This is a genomic window from Kitasatospora sp. NPDC003701 (genome assembly GCF_053587085.1).
Window position 1 is genome coordinate 69,921 of record NZ_JBSFNM010000019.1, and the last position, 21,587, is coordinate 91,507.

At 71.9% G+C, this 21,587-nt stretch carries 16 protein-coding genes; 10 read left to right on the forward strand and 6 right to left on the reverse strand.

The window, feature by feature from the left end:
• Positions 1-282 precede the first annotated feature (282 nt).
• Positions 283-1,365, forward strand: a complete 1,083-nt coding sequence (locus tag ACWDRR_RS19915) for a lytic polysaccharide monooxygenase (protein WP_449773510.1) — start codon at positions 283-285, stop codon at positions 1,363-1,365.
• Between the two features lie 1,168 nt (positions 1,366-2,533).
• On the opposite strand, the gene ACWDRR_RS19920 is transcribed toward ACWDRR_RS19915, so the two are convergent.
• A complete protein-coding gene (locus ACWDRR_RS19920; RefSeq protein ID WP_449773511.1) occupies positions 2,534-3,235 on the reverse strand; it encodes a response regulator transcription factor in 702 nt (233 codons plus the stop codon).
• A gap of 1,089 nt (positions 3,236-4,324) precedes the next feature.
• On the opposite strand from ACWDRR_RS19920, the gene ACWDRR_RS19925 reads away from it, so the two are divergent.
• Together ACWDRR_RS19925 and ACWDRR_RS19930 are read left to right on the forward strand one after the other, a co-directional pair.
• The gene (locus ACWDRR_RS19925; RefSeq protein ID WP_449773512.1) at positions 4,325-4,969 is read left to right on the forward strand and encodes a hypothetical protein; all 645 of its coding nucleotides are present in this window, start codon (positions 4,325-4,327) and stop codon (positions 4,967-4,969) included.
• A 210-nt stretch (positions 4,970-5,179) separates the two neighbouring features.
• Entirely contained in the window at positions 5,180-6,430 is a 1,251-nt protein-coding gene (locus tag ACWDRR_RS19930) for a ferredoxin reductase family protein (protein WP_449773513.1), read from the forward strand.
• Between the two features lie 1,183 nt (positions 6,431-7,613).
• On the opposite strand, the gene ACWDRR_RS19935 is transcribed toward ACWDRR_RS19930, so the two are convergent.
• Complete coding sequence (locus tag ACWDRR_RS19935) at positions 7,614-7,961, reverse strand: hypothetical protein (RefSeq protein WP_449773514.1); 348 nt, start codon at positions 7,959-7,961, stop codon at positions 7,614-7,616.
• Between the two features lie 165 nt (positions 7,962-8,126).
• On the opposite strand from ACWDRR_RS19935, the gene ACWDRR_RS19940 reads away from it, so the two are divergent.
• The 3 genes from ACWDRR_RS19940 (at position 8,127) to ACWDRR_RS19950 (ending at position 10,454) form a co-directional block, all read left to right on the forward strand.
• Positions 8,127-8,504, forward strand: a complete 378-nt coding sequence (locus ACWDRR_RS19940; RefSeq protein WP_449773515.1) for a hypothetical protein — start codon at positions 8,127-8,129, stop codon at positions 8,502-8,504.
• 99 nt (positions 8,505-8,603) lie between these two features.
• On the forward strand, positions 8,604-8,870 hold the full coding sequence (locus tag ACWDRR_RS19945; protein ID WP_449773516.1) for a hypothetical protein: 267 nt from the start codon (positions 8,604-8,606) through the stop codon (positions 8,868-8,870).
• A gap of 507 nt (positions 8,871-9,377) precedes the next feature.
• Positions 9,378-10,454: an RICIN domain-containing protein gene (locus tag ACWDRR_RS19950; protein ID WP_449773517.1), complete on the forward strand. Its 1,077-nt coding sequence runs from the start codon at positions 9,378-9,380 to the stop codon at positions 10,452-10,454.
• A gap of 209 nt (positions 10,455-10,663) precedes the next feature.
• Here ACWDRR_RS19950 and ACWDRR_RS19955 read toward each other — a convergent pair whose 3' ends face one another.
• On the reverse strand, positions 10,664-13,528 hold the full coding sequence (locus tag ACWDRR_RS19955) for a helix-turn-helix transcriptional regulator (protein ID WP_449773518.1): 2,865 nt from the start codon (positions 13,526-13,528) through the stop codon (positions 10,664-10,666).
• A gap of 487 nt (positions 13,529-14,015) precedes the next feature.
• Complete coding sequence (locus ACWDRR_RS19960) at positions 14,016-14,240, reverse strand: hypothetical protein (RefSeq protein ID WP_449773519.1); 225 nt, start codon at positions 14,238-14,240, stop codon at positions 14,016-14,018.
• 446 nt (positions 14,241-14,686) lie between these two features.
• Here ACWDRR_RS19960 and ACWDRR_RS19965 point away from each other — a divergent pair, with 446 nt between their 5' ends.
• Together ACWDRR_RS19965 and ACWDRR_RS19970 are read left to right on the forward strand one after the other, a co-directional pair.
• Positions 14,687-14,947: a hypothetical protein gene (locus ACWDRR_RS19965; protein WP_449773520.1), complete on the forward strand. Its 261-nt coding sequence runs from the start codon at positions 14,687-14,689 to the stop codon at positions 14,945-14,947.
• A 77-nt stretch (positions 14,948-15,024) separates the two neighbouring features.
• The gene (locus tag ACWDRR_RS19970; RefSeq protein WP_449773521.1) at positions 15,025-15,183 is read left to right on the forward strand and encodes a hypothetical protein; all 159 of its coding nucleotides are present in this window, start codon (positions 15,025-15,027) and stop codon (positions 15,181-15,183) included.
• On the opposite strand, the gene ACWDRR_RS19975 is transcribed toward ACWDRR_RS19970, so the two are convergent.
• The gene (locus ACWDRR_RS19975) at positions 15,164-15,808 is read right to left on the reverse strand and encodes a class I SAM-dependent methyltransferase (protein WP_449773522.1); all 645 of its coding nucleotides are present in this window, start codon (positions 15,806-15,808) and stop codon (positions 15,164-15,166) included. The genes ACWDRR_RS19970 and ACWDRR_RS19975 overlap by 20 nt on opposite strands.
• Before the next feature lie 593 nt (positions 15,809-16,401).
• Positions 16,402-17,298 (reverse strand): phytanoyl-CoA dioxygenase family protein, encoded by an 897-nt coding sequence (locus ACWDRR_RS19980; protein WP_449773523.1) that lies wholly within the window; start codon positions 17,296-17,298, stop codon positions 16,402-16,404.
• Between the two features lie 81 nt (positions 17,299-17,379).
• On the opposite strand from ACWDRR_RS19980, the gene ACWDRR_RS19985 reads away from it, so the two are divergent.
• Both ACWDRR_RS19985 and ACWDRR_RS19990 read left to right on the forward strand, forming a co-directional pair.
• Positions 17,380-18,213, forward strand: coding sequence for a helix-turn-helix domain-containing protein (locus ACWDRR_RS19985; protein ID WP_449773524.1), 834 nt, complete (start codon positions 17,380-17,382; stop codon positions 18,211-18,213).
• Positions 18,214-18,942: 729 nt separating this feature from the next.
• Positions 18,943-21,102, forward strand: coding sequence for a family 20 glycosylhydrolase (locus ACWDRR_RS19990; protein WP_449773525.1), 2,160 nt, complete (start codon positions 18,943-18,945; stop codon positions 21,100-21,102).
• Positions 21,103-21,587 lie beyond the last annotated feature (485 nt).

The following is a 21,587-nucleotide window of genomic DNA, read 5'->3' on the forward strand; positions in this document are numbered from 1 at the left end:
CCCGTAAACCACGGTGAAGGAATGTTCAAGAGTGCCGCAAGAGGGTGAACTCCGGGCTGCTTCGGTGCTTCCGGCTCCAGCGGCATGGCTAGCATGACGGTCGCCGATACGGGCCATCTTCCCTGGCAACCCCGCGACCCCCGTACGAGGAACAAGTCCCCCGGACGCCCATGTCGCGCTGGAGACCGTTCGGGTTCGCTTTCGCGGCGCGGTCCGGTGCCTTCTCGCCCTGTACCGAAGAGGAGAACTCTCATCAATTCACGACGTAAAAGAGCTCTGGCTGTGGCCTGCGGAACTCTGCCGCTGCTGTTCGTCGGCATGGCCTTCGACGTGGCCCAGGCCCATGGCTCCATGCAGAATCCGGTCAGCCGGGTCTACACCTGTTATCAGGAAGGTGCGGAGCGTCCCAAGTCGGGCGCCTGCCAGGCCGCTGTCGCAGCCAGTGGCACCCAGGGGTTCTACGACTGGATGGGGGTGAGGATCGGTGACGCCGCCGGTCGCCACCGCGAACTCATCCCGGACGGCAAACTGTGCAGCGCGGGCAACGAACAGTCCAAGGGGCTCGACCTGGCCCGCGCGGACTGGCCCGCCACATCCCTGCCCACCGGTGGCAACTTCACGTTCAAGTACCGCGGAACCGCCCCGCACCGGGGGACCTTCGAGCTGTACGTCACCAAGGACGGCTACGACGCCACGCAGCCGCTGAAGTGGTCCGATCTGGAGCCGGGTCCGTTCCTCAAAGCCTCGGACCCGCCCCTGGTGAACGGGTCGTACGAGATGACCGCGCAGCTGCCGAAGAAGCAGGGCCTGCACCTCATCTACGCGATCTGGCAGCGGTCTGACAGCCCGGAGGCCTTCTACTCCTGCTCCGACGTCGTCTTCGGCGGCGCCGGTTCAGGCAGCGTCCCGGGTACGGGTTCCAGTTCGAGCGCCGCGCCGGGAACCGGCGCCACCCCGGCGGCGGGGTCCGGTACGGCTGGCAAGCCGAGCGCGAGTGCGGCCCCGACGGGCAAGCCGAGCACGGGCACTGGCCCGACGGGCAAGCCGAGCACGAGTGCGGCCCCGACGGGCGGCACGGCTACCCACGCGAGTTCCGGCCCCTCGATCGGCGCCATGAACATGGGCAACGGCGCGAGCGGTGGCATGGAGATGGACCATGAGACTGCACCCGTGGCGGACGGCGCGTCCGCCCAGCCGGGAAGCACGCCTCAGGCCGACGTCGCCACGACCGACTCCGGCGAGAACCTGGCCCAGACCGGCACCTCGAACGTCGCACCGCTGGCTGTCGGCGCGGCAGCGGTCCTCGGAGTGGGCGGCACGGCGGTGTTCCTGGCCCGGCGCCGGCGCAGCCATCGCCGGGTGTGAGCCGGACTCCCGGGCACCGTGCTGAGGTACCCGGGAGTTCCGCCCGTGGCAGGGCCGGCGCGGAATCCGGCCCTGCCACGGGCACGGCACGGCACCGCCACGCCGACCCGACCGGACCCGACCCGAGCCGACCGGAGCGGGCGCTCGGCCGCTGTCGCGATGGGAAGACCGGTCCGCACTTTCGCCCCGCCGAGCGGGGAGCGGTCGAGCCGCATGCCCCCGCCGACTCCCTGAGCCATTCGACACACGATGTCGAGGCCCAGTCCGGGGCGAGCCCTCCCGCCGGGCCCCCTGACCGCGGCGCGGTACTCCGCCGCTTCCCGCCCCGCGCTGCCCGCCCGGGCCGTGGTCATCACCAGGTCCACTTCCTGCTCCGGTCGGGCCACCACCTACCGCGTCCGGTCCGCGACCGAACCACCGTGGAGTGCCAGGGCGTTGAGGCAGAGTGTGGTCGGCGGTGTACGCATCCTGCGCGAGTGGTCCGTCGTGAACTCCCGCTCGGCGGTGATCATCTGCAGCGTTCTCCCCGCCGTGACGTTGAACGCGGTTCCCACCGTCCGCAGTGCTTACGGGCCCTGGGCGTCGACCCGCACTCCGAGGTCTCCGGTGCCGAGTGCGCGCGGCGCCGGTCAGACGACGGGTCGTACCGACCGGCCGGGCCGCCGGCCGGTCGCCCGCCAGGGACGAGAGCGTGATCAGAACCACGGCCACAGGGCCCAGCACCCGACAGACGGTACCGAGGCCCCGTCGTGGGTCGCCGTCCAGGAGGTGGACCCTCGACCACCGCGACGGTTCCCGGTCGAGTTCCGCGGGCCGGAGCACCGCGTAGCCGCCCGGCACCTGGGCGGTGAAGGCGCTCCCCTGCCGGACGACGGTGGCGAGTTGGTCGCCACCCCCGCACGCGCCGGTCCGACACGGCCGCCCCGGACGACGGGTGCACGGCGATCCGGCCGGCGGCGTCGACCGGTGCGCCGGCCGGAGCGCGGGTCAGCGCCACCTGATCGATGGTCACCACCAGGACCGGTTCGACCGCGACGGCCTGGCGCGCGGCCACGGGGAGGGCACCGTCCCTGCCGACACTCCCGACCCGTCAGCGCCCGACGGGATCAGCGACGCGAGGGCGACCCATGGCTGCGCCGGCGATCGCGAAAGGCGGCCGGCGCGCCTCTCACGACCTCAACGCACGGACGCAGTCCGGCGGTGCCTCCAGCATCACTCCGACCCCCCGCACCGTGTGCAGGTAGCGCGGCGCGGCGGCACGCTCGCCGAACTTCCGCCGCAGCCAGGACAGGTGGACGTCGATGGTCTGGTCCTCGCCATAGGGCTGCTGCCACACCTGCATGAGGAGCTCACGGCGGGTCACGACCTCTCCCGGTCGGGCCGCGAGGCAGGCCAGCAGGTCGAACTCCCGCCGGGCGAGGTCCAGTTTCCTGCCGTCCAGGGCCGCCTCCCGGCGTCGGACATCGACTCTGAGACCGCCCACGACGAGCATCTCGGAGCCCTTGCCACTGCTCGTCCGGCGCAGCAGCGCGGTGAGCCGTGCAATGAGGTACGGCCCGGAGAACGGCTTGGTCACGTAGTCGTCGGCGCCCTCGTGCAGCAGCCGGACGATCTCCGCCTCCTCGGCGCGGGCGGTGGCGATGAGGACCGGCACGTCGGACACGGCCCGCATCATCTTGAGCACCTCGGCGCCGTCCAGATCAGGCAGGCCCAGGTCGAGGATGACGACGTCCGGGGGATTTCGGGAAACCTCGCGGAGCGCCTCCAATGCTGTGCCGACACTGCGGACGGTGTGTGAGGCGTTGGTCAGGTCTCGAATGACAGCCCATTTGACGAATGAATCGTCCTCAACCAGGAGCACACTTGCCATAGTGCCCGTCACCGTACGCCACCCCTGCCGCGGGCCGCCACCGTGGGAAGAAGGCTGTGACGCGGACGTGATCGGGGCCGTGCGTTCCTGGACTCCCGAGGCGCGCGGCTCGTCGCCACCATGGCTGTCGCCCGGTCGACTGGCTCGGCGTCAACAGCGTCCCGGGTCAAGCGATGTCCGGCCCACCCGGACGACGGTACCGGACCGGGGTGCGACCGGCACCACCTCCCCTCCGCTGCCCGACGAAAGCCGACGACGCCACAGCCGAGCCCCGACCGTCGGAAGGCCCCGTCAGTTCTCGCCACCTGGAACGGACAGCCCACGATGGTTCAGACCTATGCGTCCTGACCTGCGAGTCCCGACGGTGCGCGGCGCCCGTTCACGGGACGGCCGGGACGTCCTTTCCGGAACGCTGCGGAGCTTCCCGACCGGCAGGGCCACGAACAATAACCGTTTCTTAGACCTTCCTTAATCCCGATCGCTATTCCTCCGAAGAGGCACCTGGCTAGAGTCGGGCCAGCCGTTTTGCGGGCCCGTGCTTTCTGGAAACCACGCCCGGCGCCACCGTTCGCAACGGCATTCAGCCTCCCGCGGGAGCCTCGCGCCGCCGGCCTGCCTTCTTCGATCCGGCACGCCGCCGGATCCTCCCCAAATGCGGCACATGAATTCAGGACAGGAGAAGCCTTGCAGGTCCGACACGGCACCGAGGTCGCCACACAGACGGCGAGTCTCCTGGAATGGGTGGCTTCGAACACGGCCACGCTCTCCGCCCACGAGGCTCGCCTGCGCCTGGGGGCTCCCCGAGCGGATCGCGGGGCACCCGTTCCGTACCCCGAGCCGGCACGACCGGCTCCGACGGGAGACGACGGCGACCACACGCACCTGCGGCCGGTCGGCGACCGACCCGCGACACCCGAGACGCCTCCCACCCACCAGCACCACCTCGCACGCAGACCTCCCGCGGGCCAGGGGGCCGCGGGGCAGCCCGGGGCCTTCCTGGACGGGATCGGAGAACTGTATCGGGCTCTTGACAGCGCCCGGGCAGACGTGAGGGAGCTGCGCGCCGCCCTTTCCGAGACACGAACGGACTTGGACACGGCACGCCAGGAGGCGGCTCGTGCCGTCCGCCAGAACGACGAGTTGCGCCACGACCTCCGCTCGGCCGAGGCCGAACGACAGCAGGCGTTGTTCCTCGCCGAGCAGGCGGAGACGGTCTGGGCCGCGGCAGAACGCGCCCGGGCCGATGCCGACCACCGGGCGGCGCGGATGTCCGCACACACCGATCAGGCCGAGCAGACGGCCCAGGCGGCCCTCGCCTGGGCCCATCGGACTCGGATCGCCAGGGACGCCGCCTTCGCCGACGCGGCCAGGTGCCAGCAGGAGGCCGCAGCTCTGACGTCCGCGGTCGAGGAACTCCGCGCCGTTCTGGCGGCCGTATCGGCCGAACGCGACGCGGCACGCGCCGAGGCGGCACGGGCGCGCGCCCAGGTCGACCAATGGACCTCGCGCGCCCTGGCGACTCTCCCGGGGCCGCTCCAACTCGACTCCAGCCGGCCCGTCGATCCGGGTCACCACCGGCAGCCCGCGGACGGCCCGGCCGCCCACCCTCTGTGCCCCGCCGGACCTCGCGGATCGGCACCTTCCGACGTCCTGGCCCCGACCTGTTCCGCCCCGCCGGAGCGTTCCGACGCATTCCGGAAGCGGTACACCGCCCGACGAGACACATCGCCGTGACCGTCCGACGCCCTCCGCGTCCAACCCCACCAGAGCTGCCCCCACATGAGCGTTCCCGATGACACCACGTCAATCGCACCTGCCCACCGGTCCGCGACAAGCGCATCCCGTCACGAGGTACGGCACCGGAACCGAGCCCTGAACGCGACCGCCCCGCCACGTCTCCACCCACGGGCGCTGCAGCACGGCATCCTGACCGGCGCCTGCGTCGTGACCGGAGTGTGGGTCGTCCAGGCCGTGCCGTCCGCCCGGCTCGACTCCCTACTGGCCTCCGGCGCCCATCTGAGCGGGCTTCTCGCCGGCTACGGCATGCTCGTGATGATGCTGCTGATGGCGCGGGTGCCCGCCATCGAGCACGGCGTCGGCGCGGACGTGCTGGCCCGCTGGCACGCCCTGGGAGGGCGCTACGTACTCACACTCGTCGGAACGCACGCCCTGCTCGCCCTGTTGGGATTCACGGTCCACACCAGGACCGACGTGCTGTCCGCCGCCAGCGCCATCGTGGACCATCCCGCGCTGGCGGAGGCCACCGCGGGCACCCTCCTGCTGTGCCTCGTCGGCGTGGTATCTGCCAGAGCGGTGCGCCGCCGGGTCCGGCACGAGACCTGGCGAACGGTTCACCTACTGACGTACGCGGCGACCAGCCTCGCCTTCGCCCATCAGGTGGCCGGTCCCGACATCGCCAGCGCCACGCTCCTCGCCTGGCTGTGGTCGCTGATGCACGCCCAAGTCGCGGTCCTGCTGCTGTGGTACCGCTGCGTGGTACCGCTCCGGCAGATACGGCGCCACCGCCTGCGCATCGCGGATGTGCGCAGCGAAGGACCCGGAGTGGTATCGGTGGTCATCGCCGGCGATCGCTTGGACGAACTCCAGGCGCAGGCCGGCCAGTTCTTCCGCTGGCGGTTCCTCACCCGCAGACTCTGGTACACGACGCTCCCGTTCTCCCTGTCCGCCACCCCACGGTCCGGCACTCTGCGCATCACGGTCAAGGCGCTGGGCGACCACACCCGCCGCGTACGACGGCTGCGCCCCGGCGTACGTGTCGTCGCCACCGGCCCGTTCGGGGCCATGACCGCGCACCGGCGCACCCGCAGGAAGGTGCTGCTCGTGGCCGGGGGCGTCGGCATCACCCCGATGCGGGCCCTGTTCGAAACGCTTCCCGGCGAGCCGGGCGACATCGTCCTCCTCTACCGGGCCAACAGTCCGGACCAACTGGTGCTGCGCCACGAACTCGAAGCGATAGCGGCCCGGCGGCAGGCCGGCCTGCACTACCTGCTGGGCCCGTCGCAGGGTGAGCGGAACCCGCTCGCCCCGGCCCTGCTGCGCAGACTCGTACCCGATCTGCCCGAACGCGACGTCTTCCTCTGCGGACCGCCGGGCATGACCGCGGCCGCCGCCACCGCCCTGCAGAACATCGGGGTACCGAAGAGCCGGATCCACTGCGAGACGTTCGCCTTCTGACGGACGCCACCGGCACCACCTCCCCTCGCCCCGTCCCGGGGCGGACCGGGGCCACCACGCACGCATGAGGACACCGATCCGGATGGCGATCACTCCACTTCACGGAACACCTTCCGCTCTTCCCACCCGCCGCCACCGCCTGAACGCCGCGCTCGGCCTGGCCTGCGCGGGCTTACTGGCCGGCACACTGCTGTCCAACGTCAAGCCGACGGCGCCGCCGTCACCGGACCGGACAGCACCCTCCGCGCCTCCCGGGCTTTGCCCTGTGCCGGTGCCGGGTTGACACCCGGCTCGCGCGCCGCTGACGGGGTGCGCCGCCCGCTGGATCGCACCTGCGCGACCGCATCCCGGTTGAACCGACCCGTCACCCTGTTGCCCAGTTCGTGGCGGGGGCTGACGGGGGTGCGATCTGTTGCTCGCGTCGTAGGGCTGCTGGGTGAACTGGCTGCCTGGGTGGTGCCCGCCGGGAGGTAGCGGTCGCTGTGGTGGTCGCGCTGCCCGGCGGCCGCTCGTCGTGCGGCTGCCTGTGGGCGGCCGCCCCGAACGCGCCGAGACCACAGGGACGCCCGTCCGCAACGACCTCGGACCAGCGTTCGGGTGACGGGTGGCGCGGGGAGAGCGCGGCTCGGTCGGCCGAGGCGGCGGCCGCTCGTCGTGCGGCCGGCCCTGGACAGGCGCGTGCTGCACATCGGGGGCAGCCCGGGGCAGGGCCGCGGCGCTGATCCCCCGGCGGCGCGCAGGTGCGTCCTGGTGCACCGCGATCGCCTGGGAGCGTCCCAGGCGATCGACCAGGCCCGGCGACCGGTGTGCTCGGCTCTCACCTGCGGACGGGCGCCTCCTCCTGCCCGTTGAAGGTGGAGGCGGTGGGCCGACCGCGGGCACCGTGGGAGCTCGCGCCGGCCCGGGACCGGGTCAGCCCGGGGAGCCGATGCGGCGGCACGGACCCGGGTGACCCTACGAACCCACCCGAGGAGAACACGCGCGACCCGGACCGTGGCCACCGGGCGCCCTCACCGGAGCCGGCGGCGCTGTCGAGCGGGCTGACATGGTCATGACGGCGACCCACCGCACGACCACCGGGTGGGCCCGTCCAGGTGTGCGCGGCCGAGGAGCCCCGGGCCGGACGCCGACACCCAGGTCTCCAGCGCGGTCCGGCAGACGTGGTCGAGGTGGCGCAGACCGGTCAGGTGTCCAGGTGGACGGTCCGGCCGGCGGGCAGGCGGTCCGCCGCCGCGGCGCGGAACAGGCTCTCGGCCGAGGCGATCCGGGCGAACGCGAGCACGGTGCCGAGGACGGCGCCCTCGCCGAACGCCGCCAGGTCCGCACCATCGGGCAGGTCGATCACCCCGGCCAGGCCGGCGACCTCGACCTTGCCGACGGAGAGGTCGAACAGCGCGGTCGCGGCGGTGGCCGCCGCAACGGCGGCCAGCGGCGCGGACACGATCCGGACCCGGGCTGGCAGCCTGGGCCAGAGCGGAACGGTGGCACTCGCCGCACGCTCGCCGAAGAACTCCGCCGCCCTGCTCGACACCTTCGGCTTCCTGCCCTACCCGGCGGGCGCCAACTGCGGCTTCCACAACGAACTCTGGCACCACCTGGGCGGCTTCGACGAGAGCTACCAAGGCGGCGACGGCACCGAGTTCTTCTGGCACGCCCAACTGGCCGGCTACCGGCCGGCCTTCGCACCCACGCCGTCATGCACGACCACACCCCCACCACCGGGATCCTGTCCATCAGCCTGGCGGAGGACGCGACGGTGCGCGTCAAGCGGCACCACGCCGCCGAGCCGGAGCACGAGAACCAGCAGGACTGGGACTGGGACTGGGACTGGGGCCACGGCAACGCCTGGGGCGGTGTGCTCCCGATGCGCCAGGTCTACGGGCCGGCGGTCCCCGACTCGCACGTCAAGGACAAGGACGCCGACCCGCCGGACTCCGTCCAGCGGGTGATCGGCAGGACCACCTGGGTTCCCTCCTTCGGGTCGCGTCAGATCAGCCGGCGGCGACCGCCTGGCGTGATCCGAAAGCGAGGGTCTGACCTGCGCGTTTCGTCCGGGATCACGTCCAGATCGTGATCGAACGAGCGAAGTGCCTTCAGAGCTGCAACGACGAGGCTTGTCCACGGTCCCACTCGCTCCAGGAGGAAGGCACTTTCTGCTGCGCCCCTCCCACGCTTGTCGTCAGCGCCGACGGGCAGGGGGTGGTCCTTCGGCCGCCTCCCCTCCCGCCGCTTCGCGATCAACCAGGTCCGGTCGGAGCTGTCCCTGACCGCCCTCGACCTGCTCGCCCGGCCCCGAACCCTGCCGCTGGACGGCGAGTTGGCCACCGACGAGCCCAGCAGGCGCCGTCACCGCCTCCTGCACGTGCCGCCCGCATCACCCGCGGAGCCCGCCGCCCACGCCTGCGGATCGCTGCCGGCCGACCCTGGCGCAACGAACTGACCACCGCGTTCAGCCGCCTGACGGCTGCTCCAACTCACGCCTTCCCGAAGGGAATTAGGGGTACTTGAAGGTAACCACCCCGCTTCGCATACCGTGCCTACGTGGCCTTGAGGGGGTATGACACCCCGTCGGATCCGTGGCGATCACTCGTGTCGGATCCGCTGGGACGGGCCACGGCGAACAGTCGAGCGACCGGTCGTCGGGTACCGGTCCCGGCATGGCCGGCGTTCAGTCCGGCGCTTCCCGAGGGCTCTCGGATTCCGGGGAGTGTGCGGCCGCGGCACGGGCACGGGGCACCGCGCCGTCGCGCGGCCGACGGATTCGAAGCGCGGCCCCGTCGCGTTCGGCCACCGGGCAACGCTGCCCGCCCGTGGCCGGCACCTGCGGCCTGCCCGTCCCAAACGGCCATGCACCCCACGCCCGCCACGGTGTCGTGAAATACAGGAGAGGAACATCATGAATCCGCTTTCCCGGAGAACTCGATCCGGTGTCTTAAGACTGCTGCTCATGTCCCTGGCGACAGCCCTCCTTGCCGTCGGTGTTTCCGTCACTCCCGTGGCGAGCGGCACGGCACACGCCGCGGCGTTCCTGGGCAACCCCTGCCCGGCCTCGGAGAGCATGTACTGCACGCGGCTGTACTTGAAGGAGGGCTTCACGCTGAGTGTGGATACCCAGCGAAGCACGTTGAACCAAGTCAGGTTGGCCCGGGTTCACGACGGCCCGAACATGGCCTGGCGCCTGACCCCGAACTGGGATGACGGAACCTTCCGGATCCAGAACGTGTCGCTGGGCACGTGCCTGGCGGCGCGAGGCTTCTGGGACGAGGCACCGGTGTCCTTGCTGTCATGCGGTTCCACCACCTGGCAGGACTGGGTTGCCCATCCCACGCCCACCGGGTTCATGTTCCGAAACGTGGGCACATCGATGTGCCTCGCTCCCTACAACTCAAAGGTTTCCGTCGGGACGCCGACCTGGCTGACCAGCTGTGACGGCAAGGAGGAGAAGTCGTGGAAGATCCCCTTCGGCGACGAGCAGCCTCCCGTGCGCGGACTGCGGGAACTTGCCATCACCTACGCGACCAAGATATGCCAGAAGTACAAGAATGAATGCTCATGGGACATGGAGTCGGAATCTCGCGCGGAAATGCTGCCGGAATCCTGCGCGTCGGACGCCTGGTTCAACAACAACGACCATCCGGATGGCATTACCCATACGTTCTCGGTAGTCAAGACGAACGGATGGTCCCACGAGCTGGGCAGTGAAGTTGAGCTGGGGATGGAGACCGGCGCACTGTCATCACTGGTCGCCAAGGTCACCGTGAAGGTGAAATTCTCCTTCAAGAAGGTCTGGTCCGGCTCGGAGGCCGTGGGAAACCAGGTAACCGCCAAGATTCGTCCCCGGGAATACGGCTGGGTCACGCTCTCCAGGGCTGCCACCAAGATCACCGGGACCTGGACATTCAGCCGCAGTCATCTCCCCTGGACGGCCAGGGACACGATCGTCATGCCCGTGACGACTTCCGACGACGGTCAGCCCACCCTCTACACCGTCCAGTCATCCCCGAACCCGCCCATCTGCAAGTAGGACCGCGGGTACCGGCAGACGCCGGACAGCCCCGGGCTGGCGGGACGGCCTGTGGGCCGTCCCGCCAGCCCGGGGAACACCGGTCTGAGACGTGGCCGGGTCCGGCGGCGGGTGCAGGCGAGCGGGGCCTGGGCGCGGGGCCTGGGGCGGTCGCCAAGACTGTTCGCGGGACCGGGTGCCGCAGGGCGGTTCCCGGGGCAACGCCCGGTTCAGGCGGGTCCGTGGGCGAGGTCGGCGCGGGTGGTGTCGAGCTTGGCCAGGACCTGGGCCACGTGTTTCTCGATGGTGCGGGTCGAGAGGAACAGGGCGGCGGCGATGTCCTTGTTGGTGGCGCCGGAGGCGAGCAGGTCGCGGACCTGTTCCTCGCGCGGGGACAGGTGGTCGCCGAAGCCGGCGCGGCCGCGCGGGTTGAGGGTCTTCTGGCCGCGTTCGCGCAGCAGGCGGTGGCAGCGGGCGGTGTCGGAGGTGGCGCCGAGGCGTTCGAAGGTGGCGATCGGCCCGGCCAGGCGGGCGGCGGCCCCGTCGAGGTCGGTGCGAGTGCGGGCGGCGCGTTCGGCGGCGAGGGCGGCCCGGTAGGGGCGGCCGATGTCGCTCCAGCACGTCGCCGCGAGGTCGAAGGCCGCCATCGCGGCGTCGGGGTCGCCGGCTTGCAGCAGCAGGCCCCGGCAGTGGTGGTGCTCGGCGACGGCGCCGGGCGCGTCCCGGCCCTCGATCTCGGTGGCGTGGCGCGCTGCCAGGGCCTCGGCCTCCTCGGGCCGGTCCAGGGCGAGGAGGGTCTCGACGGCGGCGGGCACGAGGTCCCAGGCCCAGGCCCAGGCCTCCTTGCGGTCGAGGAACCCCAGGAAGTCGAGCGGGTCGGTCAGCGTGCGCCAGGCGGCCTCGGGGTCGTTGCGGGCGAGATGGAGGCGGGCGGTGCCGGCGGCGGCGCCGACCGAGTCCAGGTGCAGGCCGCCACGGGCCAGAACCCGCCCGAACTCGGCGGCGGCCCGGGCGGTGAGGCCGCGGGCGGCGGCGGTCAGGCCCCGCACTGCGGCCGGGACCCCTCCTGCCCCGAACAGGGTGTCCGGGTAGCGCTCCTGGAACACCGCCAGGTCCCGTTCCGCGTCGTCCCAGCGGCCGGCCTGCCAGTCGAGCTCCACCTGGAAGGCGTCCAGGTAGAGCTCCAGCACGGGCAGGCGGGCGCGCGGTGCCATAGCCCGTATCTCGGTCATGCCGGCCGCGGCGCGCTCGTCGTGGCCGACACCGAGCGAGCGGCCGATGTTGACGCCGACGATCAGTGCCGTGCGCTGGAGCACCTGAACGTCGTCGCTCTCGCGGGGCAGCGCCGCCAGCAGCTCCGGGATGGCGGGATCGGCCGCCAGACCCCGCTGCAGGAAACGGGCAAAATCGAGCAGCAGCCGGACCTGGCGGTCCTCATTGTCGATCAGCAGTGCGTAGCCGCGTTCGACCATGGCCCGTAGTTCGGCGGCCGAGAACCGGCCCGTGTCCGACAGTCCCAGCATGGCGAGCAGCCTGGCGGCCACGACCGGATCGCTGTCCCCGACCTCCGCCCGGGCGGTCAGCAGTTCCTCCTCACCGGACAGGTCCCCCACCTGGTACATCAGCAGCACCCCAAGGCTGGTCCTGATCCCGCCGCGAACCGTGGCGGGCAGGCCTGCCACCTGCAGGACCCGGCGCAGGATCCTGGCCGTAGTGGCGGCGCCGGTTCCGGCCGAGGCAGCGTAGACCAGGGCCCAGGCGGCACGGGTGAACTGGTCGGGGGTGAGACCGGGTTGGTCGAGGATCTCCTGGAGAAGCGTGGCGGCACTGCCGTGGTCACCGACCGCGGTGGCCTGGTCGGCCGCGGCCTGGGCCCTGGGCAGCCAGGCCGCCCGGTCCCCCAGGGCACGGGTGTGATGGGCGATCTGCACCAGCGGCGGCGGGTCCAGCGTCTGCAGCACCTGAAGGACCCGCCGGTGGGCGCGGTTGCGGACCGGCCCGGGGATGGCTTCGTACACCGCCTCCTGCGCGAGGACGTGGCCGAATCCGTAGGCGTTCCGGCCGATCTGGCGCAGCACCGCCGCACCGAGCGCCTCCAGCAGCGCCTCGTCTGCCCTGGTGTCGTCCAGTCCGGCCGCTTCGGCCAGCAGTGCCTCCCCGGCCGGGACCGCCAGCACGGCCGCGGTGTCGACCAGCGCCGCAGCGTCCGGGCCCAGCCGTGCCCGGCGTTCGGCCAGCACCTCACCCAGGCTCCGCGGCACCCGCAGCGCGGCCACGTCGGCTCCGCCCGGTGAACGCGCGAGCGTGATCAGGTCCTCCTCGATCACCAGCGGCAGACCCCCGCTGCGCTCCAGCAGGGTCCGCACCAGGGCCGGCGCAGGCTCGCCGCCGAACACGTCGCGTGCCATCGTCCTCAGCTCGGCCTCGCCCAGTGGGCCGAGCCGGATCTCGGCCCCGCCCGTGCCCGGCGAACGCCGGAACGGGGCACCGAGCACCGGCCAGCCACCCGGCAGGTCCTCCGCCCGGTACGTCAGCACCAACGCCACATCGCGCGGCATGTCCCGCGCCAACAGCAGCAGCAGCTCCCGGGTCGCCTCGTCCGCCCAGTGCACGTCCTCCACCACCAGCACCGCCGGCGCCACCGCCTCCAACAGCGTCCGCACCCCCGACACCACCCGGAACCGGCCCGCTCCGGACGCGGACACCTCCGGCGGCAACGCGGGTGGCGGCTCGGGCAGCGCGGCGGCCAGGTCCGGCAGCAACGCCGACAGCGACCCCGCCGAAGCACCCAGCTGCCCCGGCGGCGGCAACCACGGCCCCACCAGGCGCAGCGCGTCGATCACCGGCCCGTACGCCAACGGCTCACGCAACGGATGGCACCCACCCGACAACACCCGCAGCCCCTGGGCGCTCAGCACCGACGACGCCTCCGCGACCAGCCGCGACTTGCCGATCCCCGCCTCCCCCTCCACCAGCACCACCGCCGGGCGCGCCTCCGACACCGCACCCAGCAGCGCCCGCAGCTCCACGGCGCGTCCCGCGAAGGAGCACCCCCGCGTCCCGCCGAGGACCGCTCCACCACCGACGTCGCCCACGCTCAGCTCCCATCGGGCTCGTCGCGCCCATGACCCGACCTCCACCGTAGTCCGGCCGGAAACAGGCCGCCGGACCACTCCGTCCGGCAACCTCGCGCAGGGCGGGCACCGCGGCGTGGATACGCTCCAGCCTGTCGAACACCTGGCACGGCACGACCGCATCGTCGCGGGACGTGGGCGCGCACGCTGTCGAGGGCGAGCCGGCCGACGGCGGGGTCGGCCTCGATCCGGGTGGGGTGCAGGTCGACCCGCGGCCGCTCGCGGCACCCACCGGGTCGTGTCACCGCCCACCCCGTCCGCATGCCCCACCACCCGGTCGGCACGGCGGCCGGATCCGGGCGGTGGGCGGGTTCGGGCTCTCCCTTCTTCCTTCTTCTCCCGTCGGAGGGCTCTCGTCGGAGGGCGTCGAGGTGCCGGGCGCCATCCGGTGCGTCGCACGGTGACGGTCGAAGGCCCGTTGCCCGGGGACAACCTGCGGAGGCGGGCCCTACCTGCGGTACCTCTCCAGGTCGTCCACGGTCAGGCCGTGGGTGCCGTGCATGGCGAACGTGCTGTAGGCGGAGCGGGCGGCCCGCAGCCGGGCCCTGAGTTCCTGCTCGGCCAGCAGCCCTTCGACGGTCTCGGTGCGGTTGTGGGGCCGCCGGTGCAGGTAGACCGCGAGGCCGGTCACGATCACGGCAAGGCCCGCGAACAGGGCGATCAGAGTGGCCATGGCCACCCCCTCGGGTAGGAGTCGAGTAATCGATATGTACCCGCACGATCGCGCGGTCGAACGTTCGATGTCTCACTCCGTGGCGCTTCGAGCACGGTAGGTGTCGCGGGAGCCCTGCATCCGACGCCCGGGGCCGCCCCCGATGCGCAGGAACCGCCCGCCCGGATCACCCAGCCCCGGCGGCGACGGGCGGCGGCGCGCTACAGGTGCGGGCCGATCAGCAGCACGGTCAGCATGAACCGCCCCGACCCCACAGCGGGCCCGAGCGGGAGGACATCCGGCAGGTCGGAAGGGTCCGCCCTAGGCCCCGCGGCGGCCGTCGGCACCGGCCCGATGCGGCGGCAGCGCTGCAACGTTCCCGTTCCGGGGGCGTGGCTTCCGATGGTCCACCGGCGGGCCGGCGCCGACAAGACCCGACGTGCTGATGGGGCGGATAACAGAATCGCATGGGCGGAACACCTTGCCCGCACCCCCGTCGCACGCGAGGAGAACTCCCGGGTGCGACTCCCGGATTCCGGTGCCGAAATCTGGTCTCCCGAGCCGCGAAGAACTTCGACCGGACCCCGGACTACGTCGCCGGGACCCCGAACACCCCGACCTCGACCCCGGCCGGCTACGACCTGTGGGAGTACGTCCTCAGCCCCCTGCACGGCAGGACGCTCGGCACCCTGTTCGACGTGAGCACCGCCGTGACGAGTTCGACGTAAGCACCGCCGCGAGGACCGGGGCCACGCACCCTACGAGATGGAACGAGGCCACCCCCGCGCAGAAGCAACGGGACCCGGTGAGGTGGAGCAAGGACGAGCCCTACACCTTCCTCAAGCTGGAGTCGGACACCACGGTGCCGGTGGCCACGCTCACCGCCACCTGGATCAACCGGGACGGTGCGGTGCTGCACACCCAGAGGCGCACCATCACCGAGCTCACCCCGCCCCCGGCCTGACGGCCCGGTCGGCGCGCCGGAGCTCAGCGTCGGCGGCGTCGGCGTCGGCGGCGTGGCAGGGACCCCGTAGGACGAGAGCGGCCAACCCGTCTGCATCGAGGCGCTGCGCCGTCTCCCAGCCGGTTGCCAGCACGGTGAGTTCGTCCTCGTCCAGGGCGATGCCACGCTTCTCGGGCGGGGTGTCCTCGGCCGTCGGCGTGATCACCACCACGGCACCACCGGGGCGCAGCCGCTGCCCGAGCGTGTGCAGGACCCGGGTACGGTCCTGGAGGAAGGCGACGGCCAGGCGTAGCGTGATGAGGTCGTAGCCGGTGTCGTCGAGTTCGGCGGGGTCGTCGTGTTCGATGTTCAGGCGTAGCCAGCGCACCGCCGTCTCATCGCCGTGTTCGGTGCGGGCCCGTTCCAGCGCGGCGGTGGCGAGGTCGAGCGCGTCGACCGTGTAGCCGGTGGTGGCGAGGTGGGCGGCCAGCTCGCCGGTGCCGCAGCCCACGTCCAGTGCCCGGCCACCACCGTCGGGCGCGGGGGCGTGCTCGGCGAGCAGCGCCCGCTCCGCATCGCCGAGCGGCTGGAACGCCTGGCCGTCGGCGTAGTGCTGCTCCCACACTTCCTGTGGAACGCTTCCCACGATGCTCCTCGTCTCGTCCGGTCGATGGTGGTGGTCAGGGCCGGCGAGGTGCCGACACGGGCAGCCGGAGCGGCCATGTCGGCGGTGAACCGGCCGGCGAGGTCGATCCCGGTCTCGTCCGCGACGACGAGCAGGGAGAACAGGCAGTCGGACAGCTCATGGCCCGATCCGCTCCCGGCCGGCCGAGACGTCGGCGCGATGGCCCTCGTGGCGCCATAACGAGCTTGGCAAGGTCCCCGACGTCACCGATGAGTCCGAGGGCGAAGTCCGCCAGGTCCCAGGTACGGCCCAGCGCAAGGCGGTTGGCCTCGTCGTAGAGGCGGCGCACCGTGCGGGCGGCCGCGGTCATCTCGTCCCAGTCGGACACGGTCCTGCGCTCCTTGCTGTCGGGTGCCCGGGCTCCTCCACCGCCCTCGGGCCGGACGGCATCCACCGGCTCATGGGCGTGAACTCAAGCTCCCGGAAGCCGAGTTGGCGCATGTGCCTACCTTGGCCACCTCATCCTGCCGCCGTTCGAATCCCTCGATCAACCCGGGAGGTTCCGTGCCGGCAGGGGTGAAGCATCGCGTTTCGATGCATGACCGGCGTGCCGTTCACAGCCCGTCCTGGTCGTGCCAGTGCTGCTGCCAGCGCGGGTCGACCGGTTCGGCGGCGGGCTGGTAGCGGATGTCGGTGGACAGGCGGAACCGTCCGCCGGGGTCCTGGTTGTCCAGGGCCGCGTGCACGAGGTGGGCACTGTGGACCATCAGGTCGCCTGCGGCGAAGTCGGTCACCAGCCAACGGGCGTCGTAGGTCTCGGCGAGGGCGGGCAGGTCGGCGGTGATCGACGCGGCGGGGCGTCGCAGCGTGCCGGCGGCCTCCTCGGCCATGACTCGGTGGTGGCTGCCCTCCAGGTAGATCAGCGGGCCCCGGGCGATCGGGCAGTCGCCCAGCGGGATCCACGAGGAGACGACGCGGTCCGTGCCCTCGCGGAGGTAGACCAGGTCGTAGTGCGCCTGGGTCGCCGTGCCGATGCCGGACTCGCCGGGGCCCACGTGCCGGATGATCCTGCGGCGGTGCAGGTGGAGTTCGTCGGTGTCGAGGAAGTGCCGGTAGAACGCGAGGAGTGCGGGGTGCCGGCAGATCGCGTCGTACTCGCGGCCGGGAACGATCCTGTCGTACAGCAGGCTCCGGAACCGCTCGCGGTCGAGATCGGCGGCGGTGGCCGCCAGGCCCTCCACCGGGTCGGAGCCCGGGCGGATCAGGCCGCTCGGCGCCAGCGTGGCGAAGTAGTGGCGGCGGAACGCCAGGATCGTGTCGCGGTCGAAGAAGCCCGGCAGGTACAGGTAGCCGTCCCGGGCGAAGCGGGTTCGCAACGCGTCGAAGTCCCGGCGCTCCGCGGGCGGGACGGGTTCGAGCCCGCCGAGGCGCCGCGGGCCGGTGTCCAGGCGGTGGCCGTTGGACGTCAGGACTGTTGCCGGGGCGCGCCCGGGCCGCCGTGAATCGCTCATGCCGACATGCTGGTCGCGTTCGAGGCGTGGAACAATGCACGGATTCCGAAGGTACTTGGACGATTGTCGACGGACGCGGACATGCCGGACTCCACAGCGCACTACCGCACTCCCCCGGACGCCGTGCGGGCCCTGGGGCTGGCCGTCACCGGCGCCGGGAGGATCGTCGGCCAGACGTCGGCCCGGGTCCGGCGCACGCTGAGCGGTTACGCCGGGGTCCTGGTCACGGCCGGCGCCGGGTGTCTGGAACTGCACGGGCGCCCCGGGACGCACCCGGTCCGGCCTGGCTCGTTCTTCTGGCTGCCCCCGGGCGTTCCGCACTCCTACGGTCCGACCGGGGGCGGCTGGGACGAGTACTGGATCCTGTTCGAGGGTCCGGCGACAGGACGCTACGAGGATCTCGGCTACCTCGGCGGCGCGCCCGTCGCCGCCCGACCGGCCGATCTCGGCGAGGTGCGCGCGCTGTTCCTGCGCGTCCTGGACCTTCTCGCCCGGCCGGAGTCGCTGGCCGACCACGTGACGGCGTCGGCGCTCGCCCACATGCTGATCGGCCTGGTGGGCACGGGCCGCGCCGAGGCTCCCGAGTCGTCGCCCGCGCGCCAGGACATCGGCCACCGGGCCGTCGAACTGCTGGCCCGTACCGACGCGCCGGTGCGGATCGGCGCGGTGGCGAAGGAGCTGGCCGTCTCCCGCGACACCCTGGCCACGGCCGTTCGACGCCTCACCGGTTCCACGCCGACGGAGTACCTGATGCGCCGCCGGCTCGACCGCGCGAAGGTCCTGCTCGCCGGCACCGATCGCCCGGTCGCCCACATCGCCAGGGAGGTCGGGTACCCGGATCCCGCGTACTTCACCCGGGTCTTCACCCGCTACGTGGGCGACCCACCGACGGTCTTCCGCCGTCAGCAGTCCTGACCCGGTACGGCCGCTCGCCGGAAACGGCCGGCGTCGGACAGCTGCGGACCCCGCGGAGACGGCTCCCGGATCGGAGCCGCCATCCGACAACGTCGGGGGCCCGCCCTGCACACACCACGCATCCACGGCATGCGGTAGAACTCACAACCTGCCACCTCCGAACAGCATGACGAATCCTCAACGGCCGTGTCCTTGAACGAAATCCGCTTCCCCGAGCAAGAGTGCGGAACGACCGTCGAAGCCCGGCGCGTTGCCGAAACGTGACCCAGGCGGACCAATCCGCAGCAGCGAAGGCCCGACCCCGCCGGTCGTCACGTGCCACGCCCCTCCCGGCATCCCGGGCGGAGACGGATGGAGACGGACGGAGACGGACAGGGAGCGCGGGATCGGCGAAAGCTACGGCCGGGTAGGACTTGACGCCTCGCCCCGTCGGCTGAAACCTTCGTGGTTGAAAGTGCTCGAAATGCTCGAAGTTGAAGCAAAAACGAGCGCAATCCCTGCTCTGTCGCGCTGTGGATCTCAAGTGTCGATGCCTCGGCGCGAACAACCCGCAGCGTCGCAGGTCCCCGGCGGGGAGTGCGGGTCGACGTCGTCGGCCGGAACGAACCCCTCGGTCCGGTGCCCGGCGCACGAGCCCCGCGCATCCCCTCGCCGCCGGCGCGATTCGCGCCTTCCGGTCGCCCGTTCACCGGGCGGCTCCGTTGCCTTCCCCCACAGAAGGAGTCCACCATGCGCTGGTCGTACCGACGAGGCAGACGCCTCGTCGCACTTGCCTCGGTCGCCGTCACCCTCCCGCTCACGGCCGTACTCTCCCCGGCCGTGGCCGCCCCCGCCGCTCCCGCCGCTCCCGTCGCCTCCACCTCCACCCCCGCCGCGGCCGTGGTGCCGCAGCCGGTCTCCCAACAGGCCCTGCCCGGAACCGAGTTCACCCTCACCGCCAAGACCCGGATCGCCGTCCTCTCCAAGGACCCGGCGGCGATGGGCGTCGGCACCTACCTGTCCGAGCTGCTCGCCCCCGCGACGGGCTTCGACCTCCGGGTGGTGAGGAACACCAAGGCGCCGGACAAGGCCGTCGTCCTCGACCCCAACGGCCCCAAGGAGCTGGGCGCCGAGGGGTACACGATCTCGTCCGACAAGAACGGCGTCCTCGTGACGGCGTACGGCGCCCAGGGCCTGTTCCGGGGCGTGCAGACCCTGCGCCAACTGCTCCCCGCCGCGGTGGAGTCCCGCACCAGGCAGTCCCGGGCGTGGACCATCGCGCCCACGAAGATCTCCGACTCGCCCCGGTACGAGTACCGCGGTGTGATGCTGGACGTCGCCCGCCGCTTCTTCACCGTCGCCGAGGTCAAGCGCTACATCGACGAGGCCGCGGCTTACAAGATCAACAAGTTGCAGCTGCACCTGACCGACGACCAGGGCTGGCGCATCGCCATCGACGCCCTGCCGAACCTGACCAAGGTCGGCGCGAGCACGCAGAGCGGCTTCACCGGCGGCACCGACTGGTACTACACGGCGGCGGACTACAAGGAGATCGTCTCCTACGCCGGCTCCCGCTTCATGACCGTCGTGCCCGAGATCGACGGGCCCGGCCACACCTGGGCCGCCCAGACCTCGGTGCCCGAACTGCGCTGTGACGACAAGTACGCGCAGCCCTACTCCGGCTTCGACGTCAAGATCAGCCTCTTCTGCCTGGGCGAGCAGAAGCAGAAGGACGCGACGAAGAGCTTCCTGCAGACCGTCATCAAGACCGTGGCCGCGCTGACCCCCGGCCCCTACATCCACCTCGGTGGTGACGAGGTCCCGGCGGCCACGACCTCGGAGCAGTACGACTCCTACGTCAAGACGGTCAGCGACGCGACCACCGCGGAGAAGAAGACCGTGATGGGCTGGCACCAACTCGGCCAGTCCCCCCTCCCCGCCGGCAGCCTCCTCCAGTACTGGGGCGAGGACAGCGACCGGGAGACCATCGGCACGGCGAAGGAGGCGTTGGGCATCCGCCACCTCCGCGACGGAGCCGCCCAGGACGTCAAGTTCATCATGTCCCCGTCCGACCACGCCTACCTGGACATGAAGTACGACGCCGCCACCCCCTACGGCCTGGAATGGTCCGGCTTCGTGCCCGTGCAGCGGTCCTACGAGTGGGACCCGGAGACGGTCACCGGCAAGCTGGACGGAACCGGCGTCATCGTCCCCGCCCAGAAGGTCGCCGGCGTCGCGGCCGCTCTCTGGGCCGACCGCGCCTACCGGGGCAGCAGCAACCTGCCCAACGCCGGCACCCACTGGCCCGAGCCCCACGAGTACGCCGACTTCATGAGCTTCCCCCGGCTGCCCGCCCTCGCCGAGGTCGGCTGGAGCCTCCAGTCCGCCCGTGACTGGAACGACTTCCGCCAGCGCCTGGGCCAGCACGGCCCGCGCTGGACCGCCGCCGGGATCGGGTTCTACGCGGCCCCCGACGTCGCCTGGTCCAGCACGGCCGGAAGCGGCCTGGAGGGTGTCCACACCCTCACCACCGGCGGCAAGGCCCTGAGCGTCCCGGGTGCCTCCACGGCTTCCCGTACCCAGCTCACCACCTCGGGCACGGGCGGCGGTTCCGAGCAGAAGTGGTCGTTCACCCGCTACAGCGACGGGACCTACGCGCTCGTCAACCAGGCCTCCGGGCTCTGCGCCGACGTGAACCGCGGATTCACCAGCGCCGGCGCAAAGATCATCCAGTGGACCTGCACCGGCAACACCAACCAGCGCTGGACCGTCACCCCGGTGAGCGGCGGGTACACCCTCGCCTCGGCCAAGACCAAGCTGCTGCTCACCACGGCCTCGACCGCCGACGGCGCCCTGGTCACCCAGCGGGCCGCCTCGGGCACCGCACTCCAGAAGTGGACCATCGACTGACCCGGTAGCAGCGAGCGTCGTTCCCACCTGCCGAGGTACGGGCCGGTCCGCTCCGGTCCGTACCTCGGCCGCTTCGGCCGGCTCCGCCAGGGCGGTCGGGCCCCGACCGGAGCGGGCCGCCCCACCCGCTCCGGCACCGGCCGGGCACGGGAACCTTCCCGTACCCGGCACACACCTGACGGGAGCCGACGGGCCGTGAGGGAGACTGCGGTCCGTAGCCGTCAGCAGATGTGCACTGCCGTCACCCGAGCCGTCTGAGCTCTGGTGTCGGACCGCGCGCCTGCTGGTCGGCCGGGAAGCCTGACGGCTGATGGGATGGCGTGCCCGCCGGGACGGCCGGGCGTGGGCACCGGACCCATCAGGGCGCGAGCCCGTGCCTTCCGCACAGGCCGTCATGACCGGACGGGAGCAAAGGGGCGGGTGCCGGTGCTGTTCATCGGCGACGACCGGGCCGAAGATCACCATGCCGTCGAGGCGCAGGATGC